This is a genomic window from Providencia manganoxydans (assembly GCF_016618195.1).
Classification (GTDB): domain Bacteria; phylum Pseudomonadota; class Gammaproteobacteria; order Enterobacterales; family Enterobacteriaceae; genus Providencia; species Providencia manganoxydans.
Genome location: NZ_CP067099.1, coordinates 4,113,976 through 4,132,618, shown reverse-complemented (window position 1 = coordinate 4,132,618; position 18,643 = coordinate 4,113,976). Strand labels below are relative to the sequence as shown.

At 41.8% G+C, this 18,643-nt stretch carries 12 protein-coding genes; 9 read left to right on the top strand and 3 right to left on the bottom strand.

What is annotated here, in order from left to right:
* The first annotated feature begins 1 nt into the window (after position 1).
* The 3 genes from JI723_RS18810 (at position 2) to ilvA (ending at position 4,423) form a co-directional block, all read left to right on the top strand.
* Entirely contained in the window at positions 2-931 is a 930-nt protein-coding gene (locus tag JI723_RS18810) for a branched-chain amino acid transaminase (RefSeq protein ID WP_070928541.1), read from the top strand.
* A 64-nt stretch (positions 932-995) separates the two neighbouring features.
* Positions 996-2,846: a dihydroxy-acid dehydratase gene (gene ilvD / locus JI723_RS18805; protein WP_337979644.1), complete on the top strand. Its 1,851-nt coding sequence runs from the start codon at positions 996-998 to the stop codon at positions 2,844-2,846.
* A 2-nt stretch (positions 2,847-2,848) separates the two neighbouring features.
* Entirely contained in the window at positions 2,849-4,423 is a 1,575-nt protein-coding gene (gene ilvA / locus JI723_RS18800) for a threonine ammonia-lyase, biosynthetic (RefSeq protein ID WP_337979643.1), read from the top strand.
* Here ilvA and ilvY read toward each other — a convergent pair.
* Complete coding sequence (gene ilvY / locus JI723_RS18795; protein ID WP_070928545.1) at positions 4,415-5,311, bottom strand: HTH-type transcriptional activator IlvY; 897 nt, start codon at positions 5,309-5,311, stop codon at positions 4,415-4,417. The two genes, ilvA and ilvY, sit on opposite strands and share 9 nt — an antisense overlap.
* Positions 5,312-5,493: 182 nt before the next feature.
* On the opposite strand from ilvY, the gene ilvC reads away from it, so the two are divergent.
* Positions 5,494-6,969 carry a ketol-acid reductoisomerase gene (gene ilvC / locus JI723_RS18790; protein ID WP_319068969.1) on the top strand — a complete coding sequence of 492 codons (1,476 nt, stop codon included), beginning with the start codon at positions 5,494-5,496 and terminating at the stop codon, positions 6,967-6,969.
* A 461-nt stretch (positions 6,970-7,430) separates the two neighbouring features.
* Positions 7,431-9,452: a DNA helicase Rep gene (gene rep / locus JI723_RS18785; protein ID WP_070928549.1), complete on the top strand. Its 2,022-nt coding sequence runs from the start codon at positions 7,431-7,433 to the stop codon at positions 9,450-9,452.
* Positions 9,453-9,629: 177 nt separating this feature from the next.
* On the opposite strand, the gene gppA is transcribed toward rep, so the two are convergent.
* On the bottom strand, positions 9,630-11,135 hold the full coding sequence (gppA, locus tag JI723_RS18780) for a guanosine-5'-triphosphate,3'-diphosphate diphosphatase (RefSeq protein WP_337979642.1): 1,506 nt from the start codon (positions 11,133-11,135) through the stop codon (positions 9,630-9,632).
* A gap of 11 nt (positions 11,136-11,146) precedes the next feature.
* Positions 11,147-12,433 carry an ATP-dependent RNA helicase RhlB gene (gene rhlB, locus JI723_RS18775; protein ID WP_070928553.1) on the bottom strand — a complete coding sequence of 429 codons (1,287 nt, stop codon included), beginning with the start codon at positions 12,431-12,433 and terminating at the stop codon, positions 11,147-11,149.
* Positions 12,434-12,550: 117 nt separating this feature from the next.
* Here rhlB and trxA point away from each other — a divergent pair, with 117 nt between their 5' ends.
* The 4 genes from trxA (at position 12,551) to wzzE (ending at position 18,614) form a co-directional block, all read left to right on the top strand.
* Positions 12,551-12,877: a thioredoxin TrxA gene (gene trxA, locus JI723_RS18770; RefSeq protein ID WP_070928555.1), complete on the top strand. Its 327-nt coding sequence runs from the start codon at positions 12,551-12,553 to the stop codon at positions 12,875-12,877.
* 803 nt (positions 12,878-13,680) lie between these two features.
* Complete coding sequence (gene rho / locus JI723_RS18765) at positions 13,681-14,940, top strand: transcription termination factor Rho (protein WP_140182136.1); 1,260 nt, start codon at positions 13,681-13,683, stop codon at positions 14,938-14,940.
* A 1,498-nt stretch (positions 14,941-16,438) separates the two neighbouring features.
* A complete protein-coding gene (gene wecA, locus JI723_RS18760; RefSeq protein WP_070928557.1) occupies positions 16,439-17,524 on the top strand; it encodes a UDP-N-acetylglucosamine--undecaprenyl-phosphate N-acetylglucosaminephosphotransferase in 1,086 nt (361 codons plus the stop codon).
* A 31-nt stretch (positions 17,525-17,555) separates the two neighbouring features.
* Positions 17,556-18,614: an ECA polysaccharide chain length modulation protein gene (wzzE, locus tag JI723_RS18755; protein ID WP_337979641.1), complete on the top strand. Its 1,059-nt coding sequence runs from the start codon at positions 17,556-17,558 to the stop codon at positions 18,612-18,614.
* Positions 18,615-18,643: the final 29 nt, after the last annotated feature.

Sequence of the window (18,643 nt, the reverse complement as noted above, 5' to 3'; positions counted from 1 at the left end):
AATGACTAAGAAAGCTGACTATATTTGGTTTAACGGTGAAATGACGCCATGGGCTGATGCAAAAGTTCATGTTATGTCTCATGCTTTGCATTACGGAACCTCCGTATTTGAGGGTGTCCGTTGCTATGATTCACATAAAGGGCCTGTTGTTTTTCGCCATCGCGAGCATATGCAGCGCCTGCGTGATTCTGCAAAAATTTACCGTATGCCAGTCAGCTACAGTGTTGAAGAGTTAATGGAAGCTTGTCGTGCAACGCTGCGTAAAAATAACTTAGTCAGCGCATATATTCGCCCACTTGTTTTCATTGGTGATGTTGGTATGGGGGTTAACCCGCCTGATGGTTATAACACGGATGTTATTATGGCCGCTTTTCCTTGGGGTGCATACCTAGGGGAAGAAGCTTTAGATCAAGGTATCGATGCGATGGTTTCTTCTTGGAATCGTGTTGCGGCAAATACTATTCCTACGGGCGCGAAAGCAGGTGGTAACTATCTGTCATCTCTACTGGTTGGTAGTGAAGCTCGCCGTCATGGTTATCAGGAAGGTATTGCGTTAGATGTTCATGGTTACCTATCTGAAGGTGCTGGCGAAAATATTTTTGAAGTTAAGGATGGTATTTTATTTACCCCTCCGTTTACTTCTTCTGCGCTTCCAGGGATCACTCGCGATGCAATTTTGACCTTAGCTAAAGATATGGGTATTGAAGTGCGTGAACAAACATTGTCACGTGAGTCATTGTATCTTGCTGATGAAGTCTTTATGACTGGAACAGCCGCAGAAATTACCCCAGTGCGTAGTGTAGATGGTATCGAAATTGGTATTGGCCGCTGTGGTCCTGTGACTAAAAAGATCCAGCAAGCATTCTTTGGCCTGTTTGATGGAACAACAGAAGACAAATGGGGTTGGTTGGATCCAGTTAACCCTCAATAATAAATACAGCTTGATTTACAGGCGGTCGTTCCCCGCCTGTTTTTAAAAACACGGGAGTAAAGATATGCCTAAGTACCGTTCAGCAACAACCACTCATGGTCGTAATATGGCAGGAGCTCGCGCATTATGGCGAGCTACGGGGATGACTGACGCTGATTTTGGAAAACCGATTATTGCGGTTGTTAACTCATTTACCCAATTTGTACCTGGTCACGTTCATTTGCGCGACTTGGGTAAACTCGTTGCCGAACAAATTGAAGCTGCGGGTGGTGTCGCAAAAGAGTTTAATACGATTGCTGTTGATGATGGTATTGCGATGGGGCATGGTGGAATGCTGTACTCCTTACCTTCTCGTGAGTTAATTGCAGATTCTGTTGAATACATGGTAAATGCACATTGCGCAGATGCAATGGTCTGTATTTCTAACTGCGATAAAATTACTCCAGGTATGCTAATGGCTGCCTTGCGCCTAAACATTCCAGTTATTTTTGTGTCAGGTGGCCCAATGGAAGCGGGTAAAACCAAGCTTTCAGATCAAATCATTAAATTAGATTTAGTTGATGCGATGATCCAAGGTGCTAACCCGAACGTGAGTGATGCTGATAGCGAGCAAATTGAGCGTTCAGCTTGCCCTACATGTGGCTCTTGCTCCGGTATGTTTACTGCAAACTCAATGAACTGCTTAACAGAAGCTTTGGGTTTATCGCAGCCGGGTAATGGCTCTCTTTTAGCGACTCATGCTGACCGTAAAGAGCTGTTTATCAACGCAGGTAAGCGAATTGTTGAGCTGACTAAGCGTTATTATGAACAAGACGATGAGAGTGCATTACCACGTAATATCGCTAACAAAGCGGCATTTGAAAATGCGATGACATTAGATATCGCGATGGGTGGTTCAACGAATACAGTTCTGCACTTATTAGCGGCGGCTCAAGAAGCTGATGTTGATTTTACCATGACCGATATTGATCGTCTGTCACGTAAGGTTCCACATTTATGTAAGGTTGCTCCAAGTACACAAAAATACCATATGGAAGATGTCCACCGTGCTGGTGGTGTTATCGGTATTTTAGGTGAGTTAAGTCGCGCAGGTTTGTTACAAGAAGATGTTAAAAATATCCTTGGACTGACTTTTAAGCAGACTCTCGAACAGTACGATGTGATGCTAACAAAAGATGAAGCTGTGAAATCGATGTTTTCAGCAGGGCCTGCGGGGATCCGTACTACTCAAGCATTTTCTCAAAGTTGCCGTTGGCCAACGCTAGATACTGACCGTGAAAATGGTTGTATCCGCAATATTGAGCATGCTTATAGCTTAGATGGTGGATTGGCCGTTCTAGCCGGTAATATCGCAGAAGATGGATGTATCGTAAAAACAGCTGGTGTCGATGAAGATAGCTTAACATTCCGTGGTCCAGCAAAAGTTTTCGAGAGTCAAGACGATGCGGTAGAAGCAATTCTAGGCGGTAAAGTCGTTGAAGGTGATGTAGTGGTTATCCGCTATGAAGGACCGAAAGGTGGTCCTGGAATGCAGGAAATGTTGTATCCAACCTCCTATCTAAAATCCATGGGATTGGGTAAGAGCTGCGCTTTGATCACCGATGGGCGTTTTTCTGGTGGTAGTTCAGGGCTTTCAATTGGTCATATTTCCCCTGAAGCGGCGAGTGGTGGTTTGTTAGCGCTGGTACAAGATGGTGACATTATTGACATCGATATTCCTAAGCGAACGATGGTACTTGATGTCAATGAAAGCGAATTGAACAAGCGCCGTGATGCGGAATTGGCACGTGGTGATAAAGCCTATACTCCACGTAACCGTCAACGAGAAGTGTCTTATGCGCTTCGTGCTTATGCCTCGCTTGCGACCAGTGCAGATAAGGGCGCTGTACGCGACAAATCTAAACTGGGAGGCTAATTGTGGCCGCTGCAAAACCATTACCCTCAGCGCCTTCTGGTGCTGATTACCTAAAAGCGGCGCTAAGTGCGCCGGTTTATGAAGTCGCCCAAGTTACCCCTTTGCAAGCAATGAGTAAGATTTCTGCTCGGGTAGGCAATACGGTATTAGTTAAACGTGAAGATAGGCAGCCTGTTCATAGTTTTAAACTACGTGGCGCTTACGCCATGATTGCCAGTTTAAGTGATGAACAAAAAGCCAAAGGGGTAGTAACGGCTTCTGCTGGTAATCATGCCCAAGGGGTTGCTTTATCTGCAAGCCGCGTTGGGGTGAAAGCAAAAATTGTGATGCCTATAGCAACCGCTGATATCAAGGTTGATGCGGTACGCGGTTTTGGTGGTGAAGCCATCCTATTCGGTGCAAATTTTGATGAGGCAAAAGCAAAAGCGATTGAAATGGCGGCACAAGAGGGCTACACCTTTGTTCCCCCGTTTGACCATCCATCAGTGATTGCGGGCCAAGCAACTATCGCATTGGAGCTATTACAGCAAGATGCTCATCTTGATCGCATTTTCATTCCAGTTGGTGGTGGTGGTTTAATTGCGGGCGTTGCTGTTTTAATCAAGCAACTAATGCCTGAAATCAAAATCATTGGGGTTGAAGCGGAAGAGGCTGCTTGTTTAAAAGCGGCGTTGGCGGCTGGGCATCCAGTTGATTTAACACGTGTCGGTTTATTTGCTGAAGGTGTCGCAGTAAAACGTATTGGTGATGAGACATTCAGGCTGTGCCAACAATACGTTGATGATGTGATCACCGTCGATAGTGATGAAATTTGTGCGTCATTGAAAGATATTTTTGAGGACGTACGAGCAATAGCCGAGCCTTCAGGGGCTTTAGCATTAGCAGGGCTAAAAAAATATGTTCAGCAACATAACATTAAAGGCGAACGTTTAGCTCATGTGTTATCTGGTGCGAACATGAATTTTCATGGTTTGCGTTATGTTTCTGAGCGCTGTGAAATCGGTGAGAAACGAGAGGCTTTACTCGCGGTCACAATTCCTGAGCAAAAAGGCAGCTTTTTGCGATTCTGTCAATTATTAGGCCAACGCTCAGTGACTGAATTTAACTATCGTTATACGGATGCTGATCCTGAGCGCGCATGTATTTTTGTTGGCGTAAGGCTAAACGGTGGCGAAAACGAACGGGTTGAAATTGTTCAAGAGTTGAAACAACATGGCTATGAAGTGGCTGATCTTTCTGATGATGAGATGGCAAAGCTGCATGTTCGTTATATGATAGGGGGCCGCCCATCTAAGCCATTGAATGAACGCCTATATAGCTTTGAATTCCCTGAGTCACCAGGTGCGTTATTGAAGTTTTTAGAAACGTTAGGTACCTATTGGAATATCACGCTATTTCATTATCGTAGCCATGGCACGGATTATGGTCGTGTATTGGCCGCTTTTGAGCTTTCTGGCCCTGAAGTTCGTTTTGATAGGCATCTTGAAGCGCTTGGTTATGAATATCATGACGAAACTGGAAATCCATCGTTCCGTTTCTTTTTAGCGCCTCAAGATACACCACAGACATTAGATTAGATTTTCAGGTAGCAACTGCCAAAACGATTTAATCAATGGCTCATTTAGGCGTTTGCTAAGTAAGCAGACGCCTAACTCGAATGGCTCAACTAGCGAAACATTATCAAGCTGTAAGATACGGCTACGGACAGGCTCAGGGCTGTTATCAACAACCACACTGGGTATCAGCGCAATACCACAACCTAGTGCCACCATTGAGACGATTGCTTCATGGCCAGAAACGGTTGCATAAATAACAGGGTTGTTAATATTGTAACGACGAAACCATAACTCGATACGTTTTCTGGAAGGACCATGTTCAGGCAAGATAAAGGGAATAGAAGACCAATCAGGATGTTCTTCTGTTGCCATGCTACGAACAGCACAAGGTAGCGCTGGCGCTATTAGGACTAAGGGGATTTCACCGATTTTGGTAAATCTGACATTATCAGGTAGCCGCTCTGGTTTACCGGCTATCCCGAGGTCTGCCTCCTTAGTTTCGACTTTATCGACGGCATCGGCAGCATCGCCAGTGGTGAGTTTTATTTCTACGAGTGGGTGTAATGCTCTAAATTTATCGAGTACCTGCGGTAAATGGCTATAGGCTGCGGTAACGGAACAAAAAAGACGTAGTTCCCCAGTTAAAGATGGACTTTGTTGGTTTAGCACATGTTGTAATTGCTGATATTGCAATAGTGTTTGCTGAGCAAATTGTTTTAAATGTTCACCTGCTTGAGTGAGTTTTACCGAGCGATTATCTCTAATAAATAATGGATGCCCTAATTGTTCTTCTAAGCGTTGTATTTGTCGAGATAGCGTAGATGGGCTGACATACATAGCTTTAGATGTTCTACCAAAATGGCAGCTTTCTGCTAAGTGTAGAAATAGTTTTAAATCTCGGATATCCATTTAGTGGCTCCACTGGGTGGCATAAAAAATAGTGTTGCATAAACTGCAACATTGTATTGTTAATATATCAATTTAAGCAATGCAAATCATCGCATATAGTAAAACCATAATCGCTTGAGAAAAGCGGCAGGCAACATTGATTGCTTGAAATAACGAACACAACAGAACAATGGAGTAAGACAATGACGAATTATTTTAATACTTTGAATCTGCGTCAGCAGTTAGAGCAGTTAGGCAAGTGTCGTTTCATGAAACGTGAAGAATTTGCTGATGAAGCAGGGTACCTGAAAGGTAAAAAAATCGTCATCGTCGGTTGTGGTGCTCAAGGTCTAAACCAAGGCTTGAATATGCGTGATTCAGGTTTAGATATTGCTTATGCATTGCGTGCAGAAGCTATCGCTGAGAAACGTGCATCATGGCGTAAAGCGACTGAGAATGGCTTTAAAGTGGGTACCTATGAAGAATTGATCCCTCACGCAGATTTAGTGATTAACTTAACGCCAGACAAACAGCACTCAGCAGTTGTTCGTGCGGTTCAGCCAATGATGAAGCAAGGCGCTGCATTAGGTTATTCGCATGGTTTTAACATTGTTGAAGTTGGTGAAGAAATTCGTAAAGACATTACTGTTGTGATGGTTGCTCCAAAATGCCCAGGTACTGAAGTTCGCGAAGAGTATAAGCGTGGTTTCGGTGTTCCAACATTGATCGCAGTTCATCCTGAAAATGACCCGAAAGGTGAGGGAATGGCAATTGCGAAAGCTTGGGCTGCTGCAACAGGTGGTCACCGCGCGGGTGTTCTGGAATCATCATTCGTTGCTGAAGTTAAATCAGACCTGATGGGTGAACAAACTATTCTGTGTGGTATGTTGCAAGCAGGTGCTTTGCTAAGCTACGACAAAATGGTCGCTGATGGCGTTGAGCCGGGCTACGCAGGTAAGTTGATTCAGTTTGGTTGGGAAACGATCACCGAGGCACTGAAACAAGGTGGTATCACATTGATGATGGATCGCCTGTCTAACCCTGCCAAACTGCGTGCATTTGCACTGTCTGAGCAGCTGAAGACGATTATGGCGCCATTGTTCCAAAAACATATGGATGACATCATTTCAGGTGAGTTCTCTAGAACAATGATGGCTGACTGGGCAAATGATGATAAAAACTTACTGACTTGGCGTGAAGAAACCGGTAAGACTCCATTTGAGAATTACCCTGAGTACTCAGGTAAAATCGCAGAGCAAGAGTATTTTGACCATGGTGTTCTGTTGGTTGCAATGGTTAAAGCAGGGGTTGAGTTGGCATTTGATACCATGCTGGAAGCCGGTATTCTTGAAGAATCAGCTTATTATGAATCTCTGCATGAATTACCGCTGATTGCGAATACTATTGCGCGTAAACGTCTGTATGAAATGAACGTGGTTATTTCAGATACAGCGGAGTATGGTAACTATCTGTTCTCATTTGCAGTTGTTCCGATGCTGAAAGACTTTATGACTAAGTTACAAGCGGGCGATTTAGCGAAACCTGTTGCAGACAACGGTACTGATAATGCGCAATTACGTGATGTTAATGAAGCTATCCGTAATCATCCTATCGAGAAAATCGGTAAGACTCTGCGTGGGTATATGACGGATATGAAGAAGATTTCTAGTGCACAATAATTTTTCGTCACTCTTCGCGTGATAGGTGCGTTGGCTTCACTCGGTTACCCAAGTCACATACTAATGTATGCTCCTTGGGATAACCTAATTTTTCGTCACTCTTCGCGTGATAGGTGCGTTGGCTTCACTCGGTTACCCAAGTCACATACTAATGTATGCTCCTTGGGATAACCTAATTTTTCGTCACTCTTCGCGTGATAGGTGCGTTGGCTTCACTCGGTTACCCAAGTCACATACTTAATGTATGCTCCTTGGGATAACCTCCTTTGCCGCCTTCCTCTAACGCGAATAGTTTAGAAAAATGTATTGATGTTATAAAAGAAAAAGAACAAAACCACATCGTTCTAATGAATGATGTGGTTTTTTGCTTTTATAAAGGATCGTTGCTCAAGAGTTGGCTAGGTTTCTGCTACAATCCGTAGTGAGTTCCATTTTGAATAACTAAGCGATGTAGAGAAACCATGCGATTAAATCCAAGCCAACAGCAGGCTGTTGAATTTGTGGATGGCCCATGCCTTGTACTGGCGGGTGCCGGTTCGGGAAAAACCCGTGTTATTACCAACAAAATAGCGCATTTGATCCGCCATTGTGGCTATCAACCTCGTCAAATTGCAGCGGTAACTTTTACCAATAAAGCCGCACGTGAGATGAAAGAGCGTGTCGCTCAGACGTTAGGTAAAAAAGAAGCACGCGGATTGATTATCTCGACATTCCATACGCTTGGCTTGGAGATCATTAAGCGTGAATATAAAGCGCTAGGTATCAAGGCTAATTTTTCTTTGTTTGATGATCAGGACCAAATGGCTCTATTAAAAGAGCTTACCTTTGATTTGCTGGAAGAAGATAAAGACCTGCTACAGCAACTTATCTCCTCGATCTCGAATTGGAAAAATGATCTATTATCGCCAGAGCAGGTCATTGGGCGTGCGAGAAGCGAAAAGGAACATCATTTTGCAGAATGTTATCGTCGTTACGAGTTACATTTAAAAAGCTGTAACGTACTGGATTTTGATGATCTGATCAGCAAGCCCACAATACTATTATCTCAAAATGAGGAAGTTCGTGAGCGTTGGCAGCACAAGATCCGTTATTTGCTGGTGGATGAATATCAAGATACTAATACGAGCCAATACCAATTGGTTAAACTACTTGTCGGTCAGCGGGCGCGTTTTACCGTTGTCGGTGATGATGACCAATCTATTTATTCGTGGCGCGGAGCTAGGCCGCAAAATTTAGTATTGTTAAGTGAAGATTTCCCAAAACTGAATGTGATTAAGTTAGAACAGAATTACCGTTCATCTGAGCGAATCTTAAAAGCAGCAAATATCTTGATTGCCAATAATCCACATGTATTTGAAAAGCAATTATTTTCAACTTTGGGTTATGGTGCTCCGTTAAAAGTGATCACTGCAAATAATGAAGATCATGAAGCGGAAAGAGTGATCGGGGAATTAATTGCACATCACTTTATTAATAAAACGCAATATAAAGATTATGCGATCTTATATCGAGGGAATCATCAGTCACGTATTTTTGAAAAAATGCTGATGCAAAACCGAATTCCTTATCGAATTTCGGGAGGCACTTCATTCTTTTCACGCCCTGAGATTAAAGATCTATTAGCTTATTTACGCGTACTGACTAACCCAGAAGATGATAGTGCTTTTTTACGTATTGTAAATACTCCTCGCCGTGAAATTGGCCCTAAAACAATCCAAAAACTTGGGGAATGGGCAAATCAACGTGGTAAAAGCCTTTATCAGGCTAGCTTTGATTTAGGTTTAGAGCAAACTCTTACAGGTAAAGGGTTAACTGCATTACAACAATTTACCCATTGGATGGATAAAATTGTACAGCAGTCAGAACGTGAACCGCTATTAGCTGTTCGTGATTTGTTACGGGAAATGGACTACGAAAGCTGGCTCTACGAAACATCGGCGAGTACTAAAGCTGCTGAGATGCGGATGAAAAACGTCAATCAATTATTTACGTGGATGAGCGAAATGGTTGAGGGGGATGAATTGAATGAGCCAATGTCATTAAGCCAAGTGGTGACCCGTTTTACTTTGCGCGACATGATGGAGCGTGGGGAAGATGACGAAGGATCCGATCAAGTGCAATTAATGACATTGCACGCATCAAAAGGATTAGAGTTTCCGTATGTCTTCCTCGTGGGTATGGAAGAAGGTTTATTACCTCATCAAAGCAGTATTGATGAAGATAATATTGATGAAGAGCGTCGCTTGGCCTATGTCGGGATCACCCGTGCCCAAAAAGAATTATTTTTCACACATTGTCGTGAACGTCGGCAATATGGAGAGTTAATTCGCCCTGAGCTAAGTCGTTTTTTATTAGAATTGCCGCAAGATGATTTAGAGTGGGAGCAGCAACGCAAGGTTGTGACTGCGGAAGAACGAATGCAAAAAGGGCAATCTGCACTTGCTGATATCAAGGCCCGTTTAGGGCTAAATAAGAAAGGATAGGCAAATATATACTCTAAATGATCCGAGGTGCAGCTAGGCGGCAAGTGAACGAATCACTAGGCGCAGAGAAAACACTGTGACTGGTATGAGTGTATCTTAATGAAAAGCGTTGCAATTTGAAATATGACGAGTATCGTTATTCCCCACACTGATGTGGTAAGTGTGGGGAATAATTGTTTAACTATTAGAGCTATTACGCTCTTCAAGAGTGATAGGCCAATTTACATAACCTTGCCACTGTACTTCCTGTTGCAAATTTTCTGAGCGTAGCGGATGCTCCGCTAGCCAGCGGTATGGCAACATAATCGTCAGAGATGTTGATTCTGCATGGAGCCTCAATGCAGGCAAGGTATCATCACGTCGACGGCTAGCAAAAATAATCGCTAATCGTAACAGACGACATAAATAATAAGCTTGTTGTATTGGCAATGCATTTTGTTGGCTAAGAGTAGCAAGGTCAACAGGGCCTTGCTGATTACGTAATAATGCAGCAAGCAAGCGTTTTTGTGCAGGGGTGAAACCGGGTAAATCAAGATTTGTAATTAAGTATCCCGCATGTTCTGGCCCTTTGCGAAAATCAACGCTTAAACCAATTTCGTGCAGTATACAGGCAGCTATTAATAAATCACGACACCGAGAATCTAAGTTCCAGTCTTTGGAGACCTGCAAAAAGAAATGCTCTGCGAGTTGGCTCACTCGCGAGGCTTGTTCAATATCAACCTGAAAGCGTCGTTGGATGTTACGTAGTGTGCGTGCGCGAATATCTTGCTCAATAGGTAGTTCAAGCATGCCATAAACTAACCCTTCACGTAACGCGCCACCTGCCAATGTCATATTATCAATAGACAGCGCTTCAAAAATAGCAATTAGGATTGATAAGCCACTTGGGAATACCAAGGCTCTTTCAAAAGTCAGCCCTTCAATTTCGAGCTCTTCAAGTTTATGGCACTGAATGGCTTTATATTTGAGCTGTTGGAGCTTATCGAGGGTAATCAGCTCATCCATCCCTTGTGCGATCATGATCTCTTGAATGGCTTGAACGGTACCGGATGCGCCAACGCAAATTTTCCAATCGTGCTGTTTTAAAGCATCAGCGATTGGGGCAACGACTGCGTGAGCGGCTTTTTCTGCTTGAGCAAAATTTTCTTCAGTTAGAGAGCGATCACTGAAATATCTTTCAAGCCAAGTCACACAGCCCATTTCTAGGCTAAACAATTGTTCTGCTTTTGCTCCAGTACCTGTGACGAGTTCTGTACTGCCCCCACCAATATCAACGACTAGGCGTTGATCTGGGCCGCCAGTTGTGTGGGCAACACCTTGGTAGATCAATCGAGCTTCTTCTTCCCCCTGAATAACCTTGACGGTATTGCCGAGGATCTCACTGGCTTTTTGCACGAAAATATCCGCATTTTTAGCCAGACGCAGCGTTGCAGTAGCAACTACTCGTATCTGATTATTTGGTATATCTTGTAAGTGTTCTGAGAAGAGACGTAGACATTGCCATCCACGCTCCATTGCTTGCTCTGACAGCATGTTATTGCTATCTAAACCCGCAGCAAGGCGCACTTTACGTTTCACTCTAGAAATAATCTGAATGCTACCAGCAACCTCACGCACGACCAACATATGAAAGCTGTTCGAGCCTAAATCAATTGCTGCATAGAGAGAAGAGGATTTCAGCATATCGTTATCACTCAGCCTGAACGTTTATGGTTATTACGTGGGCCATTATGGCGACGTGGCGAATTTGAATTACGACGAGGCCCTCCAGGGCGCGGACGATGGCGACGTTTTGGCGCAGGGAGATCAGTTAGCAGTGCTTCGCTATTATATTTACTGACAGGAATAGAATGTTGAATGTATTCCTCAATAGCAGGTAAATTCAATGCATACTCTTCACAAGCGAGACTGATTGAATTACCACTTTCACCTGCTCGTCCAGTACGGCCGATACGGTGCACATAGTCTTCACAATCATCAGGTAAGTCATAGTTAAACACATGCGTTACTGATGGGATATGTAACCCACGAGCCGCGACATCGGTTGCAACTAAAATATCAAGATTACCTTGAGTGAATTCCTCTAAAATGCGTAAACGTTTCTTTTGTGCAACATCACCTGTTAATAATCCGACACGATGCCCATCGGCAGCGAGGTGCGCCCAAATATCATCACAACGATGTTTGGTATTAGCGAAAATAATGCAGCGTTCAGGCCACTCTTCTTCGAGTAATGTTTGCAATAAACGCATCTTTTCTTCATTTGATGGGTAAAACAGCTCCTCTTTAATACGATGACCTGTTCTCTGCAAAGGCTCTACTTCGATATATTCAGGGTTATTCATTTGCTCAAATGCCAGCTCTCTTACACGATAAGAAAGTGTTGCGGAGAAGAGTAGGTTTAGTCTCTCAGTGACCGCAGGCATACGGCGGAATAACCAGCGAATATCTTTAATAAAGCCAAGATCATACATGCGATCAGCTTCATCAAGTACGACAACTTGGATAGCGCCGAGATCAACATGACCTTGTTTCGCATAGTCAATTAAACGGCCAGTTGTACCGATAAGGATATCAACGCCATTTTGCAGTACTTTTAATTGCTCATCATAGCCATCGCCACCATAAGCAAGCCCCATTTTTAAGCCAGTATACTCAGCCAGCTCTTTTGCATCAGAGTAGATTTGCACGGCAAGTTCACGTGTTGGAGCCATGAGCAATGCGCGTGGTTGATTGGCTTTTTTCCCTTCAATAGCGGGATGTGTTAGTAAGTAATGGAATGTCGACGTTAAAAAAGCTAACGTTTTACCTGTACCAGTTTGCGCTTGCCCCGCAACATCTTTGCCTTCGACAGTGAAAGGCAAGGTTGACGCCTGGATTGGCGTACAAAAATTGAAGCCTTTTTTATTAAGTGCTTCAATGACTTTTGGGTGCAAGGCGAAGTCGGAAAACTTCTTTTCTGTCAAGTGTGCTTTACTCATAGTATGGTAGAATATCAGTTAACGGTTGGTTTACGAAAGTGTATCTTTTGAAATAAAGCATACTGATGCCAATTAATGTTACACTAAGACGGTAAAAATGATCCATTGGAGTACAACATGAGCGACAAAATTATACATATAACTGATGCAAGCTTTGAGACCGCAGTACTAAAAGCAAGTTCACCTGTTCTCGTCGATTTCTGGGCTGCATGGTGTGGTCCTTGTAAAATGATCGCGCCAATTCTTGATGAAGTTTCTGAAGAATATACAGGCAAACTGACCATCGCAAAACTGAATATTGATGATAACCCAGCAACGGCACCAAAATATGGTATTCGTGGTATCCCAACGCTTCTACTATTCAAAAATGGTGAAGTAGCGGCAACAAAAGTGGGTGCATTATCTAAATCTCAGTTAAAAGATTTTCTAGACGAAAATCTGTAAGTTATAGCTGATATTTAAGTCAAAACGTTTAGCGGTATATCTATTTTATATAGAGGACCGCTAGACGTCCTCTCTGAAGCATGATAAGTTATCTGCATCCTCGTATAGTATCCGTATGGCTTGCTTTATAATCCGTTGTTCTTATCATAAATATCTGGTTTATCAGTTCAGTTGTGGTTCATTTATTGTGATCTAGGGCTGATAGTGTATTGATTTCAAAAAATTATTAATTTGAATACTGATTGCTCGCGCTTGCAATATTCAGTCATCTCATTTGTGATATTTTGTTATATCAATTTAAGATAGTTATGTTGAAGTATGTTGTTGGTGCTAATTCAAGTCACAGTTGCGTAATGAGTCTTTAATTTGTGTTTTAGTGCTTTGAATGCGGCAAATTTGCTATATTGGGATCAATGTTGTCTTAAATGCACAAAAAAACTATTGCTAATATTGTTTGTGTTTCTAATAATAGGTCGCGCATCATTCTGATGATTCGACGCTAAATGTTAGTGCAGTCTTAGCAGTAACAAGCGCAAGAATTTTTACGCATTGTTAATCTTGTAGTTTGTAGTTATTAACAGGGCGTTATAAAGTTAAACTGACACTATGTATACTCTAATAATTCGAGAGTACAGCTAGGTGGCGAGTGAGCGAGTTGATAGTTGCATAGAAATCTATGTCTCTAATACCCGTGAACATAACCAACAATGCGGTGGCTTGGAATAGGCGAGTATAATATATATAGTTGTCTTCAATTTACGTTCATAGTTCGAGAAATACCCCGAGTTAAAGAACCCACCATTATGAATCTTACCGAATTAAAAAATACGCCAGTATCAGAACTGATTACGTTAGGCGAAAACATGGGGCTAGAAAATTTAGCCCGTATGAGAAAACAGGATATTATCTTCTCGATTTTGAAGCAGCATGCTAAAAGCGGGGAAGATATCTTCGGCGATGGCGTACTGGAGATATTGCAGGATGGGTTTGGTTTCCTCCGTTCCGCAGACAGTTCTTACCTCGCAGGTCCCGATGATATCTACGTTTCTCCTAGCCAAATCCGCCGCTTCAACCTTCGCACTGGCGATACCATTTCAGGAAAAATTCGTCCTCCTAAAGAAGGTGAACGCTATTTTGCGTTATTAAAAGTTAATGAAGTTAACTTTGATAAACCTGAAAACGCCCGCAGCAAAATCCTCTTTGAAAACTTAACCCCATTACATGCAAATAATCGCCTTCGTATGGAACGTGGTAACGGTTCAACTGAAGATTTGACCGCGCGCGTATTGGATCTGGCAGCGCCAATTGGTCGTGGTCAACGTGGTCTGATTGTCGCTCCGCCAAAAGCAGGTAAAACAATGTTGCTGCAAAATATCGCGGCGAATATTGCTCACAATTATCCAGACTGCGTTTTGATGGTTCTGCTGATTGATGAACGTCCTGAAGAAGTGACAGAGATGCAACGTTTGGTTAAAGGGGAAGTAATTGCTTCAACTTTTGATGAGCCTGCTGCGCGTCACGTTCAGGTTGCTGAAATGGTTATCGAAAAAGCAAAACGCCTTGTTGAGCATAAAAAAGACGTTATTATTTTACTTGATTCGATTACACGTCTTGCGCGTGCATACAACACCGTTGTACCTTCATCAGGTAAAGTTTTAACGGGTGGTGTGGATGCAAACGCATTACATCGTCCTAAGCGTTTCTTTGGTGCTGCACGTAACGTTGAAGAAGGTGGTAGTTTAACCATTATTGCGACTGCTCTTGTAGATACTGGTTCTAAAATGGACGAAGTTATTTACGAAGAGTTTAAAGGTACAGGTAATATGGAATTACACCTGTCTCGTAAGATCGCAGAAAAACGTGTCTTCCCAGCTATCGACTATAACCGTTCAGGTACACGTAAAGAAGAGCTGCTCACTTCGCAAGAAGAATTACAGAAAATGTGGATCCTCCGTAAGATTATTCACCCGATGGGCGAAATTGATGCGATGGAATTCCTTATCAGTAAATTAGCAATGACGAAAACTAACGAAGAGTTTTTCGATTTTATGAAACGTTCATAGTCGATAAGCTTTCAGTATTGCTGGTTCGCATAAGCGCTGTTGATAACAGCGCTTTTTTTATATCAGTTTATTGCTTATTTTTCGATTGTGCATACAGGTGATATTGATTTATAAAATCGTATAAGGCCTATCAGGACTAGGAGTGTTCTACTATGGTATATCAATAGTTAAAACAAATTTGAAAGAAAGAAGTATGTAACGTTTGTAAAATATTCGATTTATTTATTTATTGATTTTGCGTGTTAAATGACATTTTAAACTATGGGATCTATACGAGTTTCAATTTTATCCTTCTAAAATAAAATATCGATGATTAAATATCATGTTTACCACGAGTACCCAAACTAAAATGTATTTTGTAAAAACGCCAATAATAATCGCTTAAAATTAGTGAGTTTTGATACGAAACACAAATATATTTCCTGTTAGCAGGATTATTTGTTGTTAAGTATATTGAAGTGAATAATTTCATCAGCTTTATTCTAATGTAATGGTCATAAATGGCTCAGATGATTTATTATCATACAAAATCAATAAGTACACGCTTAGCTCGTGTGAAAGTGTATAACATTATCTATTAACAGTATTTTTCTTGTGTATTATATGAATGATTTGAGATACTACTTTAATCTTTCTGTTTGTTTAAATTAGTTTTGTGAAAGACAGGGGCATTTTTATGTAGGGATACTAAAATCCATGTTTAACACTGCGAATGAAGGCGAGCAACGGAAAGTTGAGAACTGAAAAGTAAGGAAAACATCATACAAGCGTATAGACATGATGGTTATCAATAAAATAATAATTATTGTATTGGATTTTTTCTATCATAAAACGGAGAATCGATTTGTTAAGTAAAATAATTTTTGTTTTATTTGTATGCTGATTAATTGTATATGATACATGCTATTGGTGTATTTATTAACAGAGAATATCATTTGCGCATTGTCTTTTTTTGATTTATCAAAAAAGGTGCAATAATTAAACAAAAAAAAGCCTAAAATTATAATGCTAAAGAGTGACTGGTTTTTATGGCATGTATATTGCTTTATTTGGCATAAGATACATAAATAGGATGTTGTCGTATCCTTGTTATCTACAAAATAGTTTGAAGTGCAGCTGGGTAGCAATAATATCAATCATTGGGTGGGTAAGCCTGTATGATGAGTGTGATTGAAAGTGATGCTGCTATTTGAAGTATAATAGGGATACGGTAATAACCTTATGGGACTAATTTTTAATATATACTCGTCATCTTTCAAGTTGTAGGAGCGTTGACTACGTTCAGCTAGCCGAGTCATAGAGTTTATCTATGCTCCCCGTCTATCTTCGCTTGTCGCCTACCTACAACTCGAATTACTTAGAGTATAGTTATTAAAGACTCGTCTTATAGCGCTTATCTATTTTGAGATGATAATGCATGTGCTGTCGCCCGTGGCTTTGTATGGGAACAAATATTTTAGTTTTAGGTTAGTTAGATAAAAAGATAAGAGAGTGACTCGTGGACACCGCACAATTTTTTGCTAGTCTGTTTTACGTTTTTTTGTTCACGTTAGTATTTATTTTTATCGCTCGTGTTGTAGCAACCAAAATCGGGCTGGTAGATAAACCTAACTTTAGAAAAAAACACGTAGGATTGGTCCCTTTAGTTGGGGGGATAACGGTCTTTTTTGGTATCTGTTTTGCGTTTGTCATTACTGAGGAATATATTCCTCATAAATGGTTATACCTTGTTTGTGCCGGCTTGCTGGTATTTATCGGTGCTTTAGATGATCGATTCGATATTAGCGTTAAATTAAGGGCAGGCGTGCAGGCAATGGTTGCTGTTGCCATGATGATGATTGCTGATCTTAAATTAGAATCGTTAGGTCATGCATTTGGACCATGGGAGTTAGTCCTTGGGCCATTCGGTTATATTGTCACTCTATTTGCTGTCTGGGCTGCGATCAATGCCTTTAATATGGTTGATGGTATTGATGGGCTTTTAGGTGGGCTATCTTGTGTTTCGTTTGGGGCGCTAGGCTTTTTGTTATATCAAAGTGGTAACTACGCGTTAGCATTTTGGTGTTTTGCCTTTATTGCAGCTATTCTTCCTTATATCTTCTTAAACTTAGGCATATTGGGCCGCCGCTTTAAAGTATTTATGGGGGATGCGGGAAGTACCTTGATCGGTTTTACCATTATTTGGATCCTTGTGGAATCGACCCAAGAAACGATACATCCAATTAACCCTGTCACTGCGTTATGGATTATTGCAATTCCACTAATGGACATGGTAGCGATTATGTATCGTCGTATTCGCAAAGGTATGAGCCCATTTTCACCTGACCGCCAACATATTCACCATTTGATTATGCGTTCAGGTTTTACCCCAAGAGGCGCTTTTGTTCTGATCACATTGTCGGCCGCGTTTTTAGCATGCGTAGGAATTATTGGTGAACGTCTAACATTTATACCTGAATGGGTAATGTTGGCACTCTTTTTGCTTGTCTTCTTTATGTATGGTTACTGCATCAAACGAGCGTGGAAAGTGGCTCGTTTTATTAAACGCGTCAGACGTCGTATGCGTAGAGGTGCAGTACGGTAACGACAAACGGAAATAATAGAGGTTCTGTGCAGTGAAAAACTCAGAAACACAACCTAATCAGTATCAGCCGCCGATAGAACCGGAATTGGATATCCGTGGTTTGTGCCGTTCTTTATGGCAAGGTAAAATTTGGATCGTGGCAGTTGCTGTGTTATTCGCAGCAATTGCATTGGGAGCCTCCTATTTTATGCAGCAGAAATGGAGCTCAACGGCGATCACTGACTTGCCAACCGTGAATAATTTGGGTAGTTACTATTCGCAACAACAGTTTTTACGTAATCTGGATTCTCGAATCAATTCGACGGGTCAAGAAGGTCAATTACCCACGATTGCCAATGAAGCATACCAAGAGTTTATTAAGCAGGTAGGTGCTTATGATACTCGACGTCAATTTTGGTTAACAAGGGATTATTATAAGCAGCGCTTAGAGAATGATCAGAAGGCAGATGCCGCACTTTTGGATGAGTTGATCGACAATATTCAATTTACGCCATCCGATAAACTTAAAAATACCAATGACAGCATTAAGTTAATTGCTGAAACCTCGAAAGATGCTAACCAGTTATTACGTGAATATGTTCAGTTTGCTAATCAACGCGCAACGGCAAATCTGAATGATGAAATCAAAGGGACTTGGGCGACTAAATTGCAGTCTATGAAAGCGTTAGTAAAACGTGAAGATATGGTTGCTGAATCCGCTTATGAAAGACGTTTAAATGTTCTTCAGCAAGCACTGAAAGTCGCAGAAAAACAAGGTATTTCACGTAATCAAAGTACTGCACCAGTTGATGAAATCCCAGATTCAAAAATGTTTATGCTAGGGGTTCCACTACTGGAAGCTCAGATTGAAACGCTGAAAGCGACAGGGCCTGATCATGATACTGATTATGATCAAAACATCGCAATGTTATCGACATTGAGTGTAGGGCCAACTCTCCAAGACCATTTTCAGGCTTACCGTTACCTACGGACACCTGAAGATCCCGTCAAACGTGATAGTCCACGCAGAGCCTTTATGATGGTTCTATGGGGTGCTATTGGTGCGTTGGTTGGTGCAGGCGTTGTGCTTGCTCGCCGTCGTCCATCCTGATTTGTATAAGTGGCTGGCATCAGGTCAGC

Coding starts and splice junctions, on each gene's coding strand:
- rep (WP_070928549.1), top strand. CDS start 7,431: ATGCGATTAAATCCAAGCCAACAGCAGGCTGTTGAATTTGTGGATGGC.
- ilvC (WP_319068969.1), top strand. CDS start 5,494: ATGACGAATTATTTTAATACTTTGAATCTGCGTCAGCAGTTAGAGCAG.
- ilvY (WP_070928545.1), bottom strand. CDS start 5,311: ATGGATATCCGAGATTTAAAACTATTTCTACACTTAGCAGAAAGCTGC.
- trxA (WP_070928555.1), top strand. CDS start 12,551: ATGAGCGACAAAATTATACATATAACTGATGCAAGCTTTGAGACCGCA.
- gppA (WP_337979642.1), bottom strand. CDS start 11,135: ATGCTGAAATCCTCTTCTCTCTATGCAGCAATTGATTTAGGCTCGAAC.
- JI723_RS18810 (WP_070928541.1), top strand. CDS start 2: ATGACTAAGAAAGCTGACTATATTTGGTTTAACGGTGAAATGACGCCA.
- ilvD (WP_337979644.1), top strand. CDS start 996: ATGCCTAAGTACCGTTCAGCAACAACCACTCATGGTCGTAATATGGCA.
- rhlB (WP_070928553.1), bottom strand. CDS start 12,433: ATGAGTAAAGCACACTTGACAGAAAAGAAGTTTTCCGACTTCGCCTTG.
- rho (WP_140182136.1), top strand. CDS start 13,681: ATGAATCTTACCGAATTAAAAAATACGCCAGTATCAGAACTGATTACG.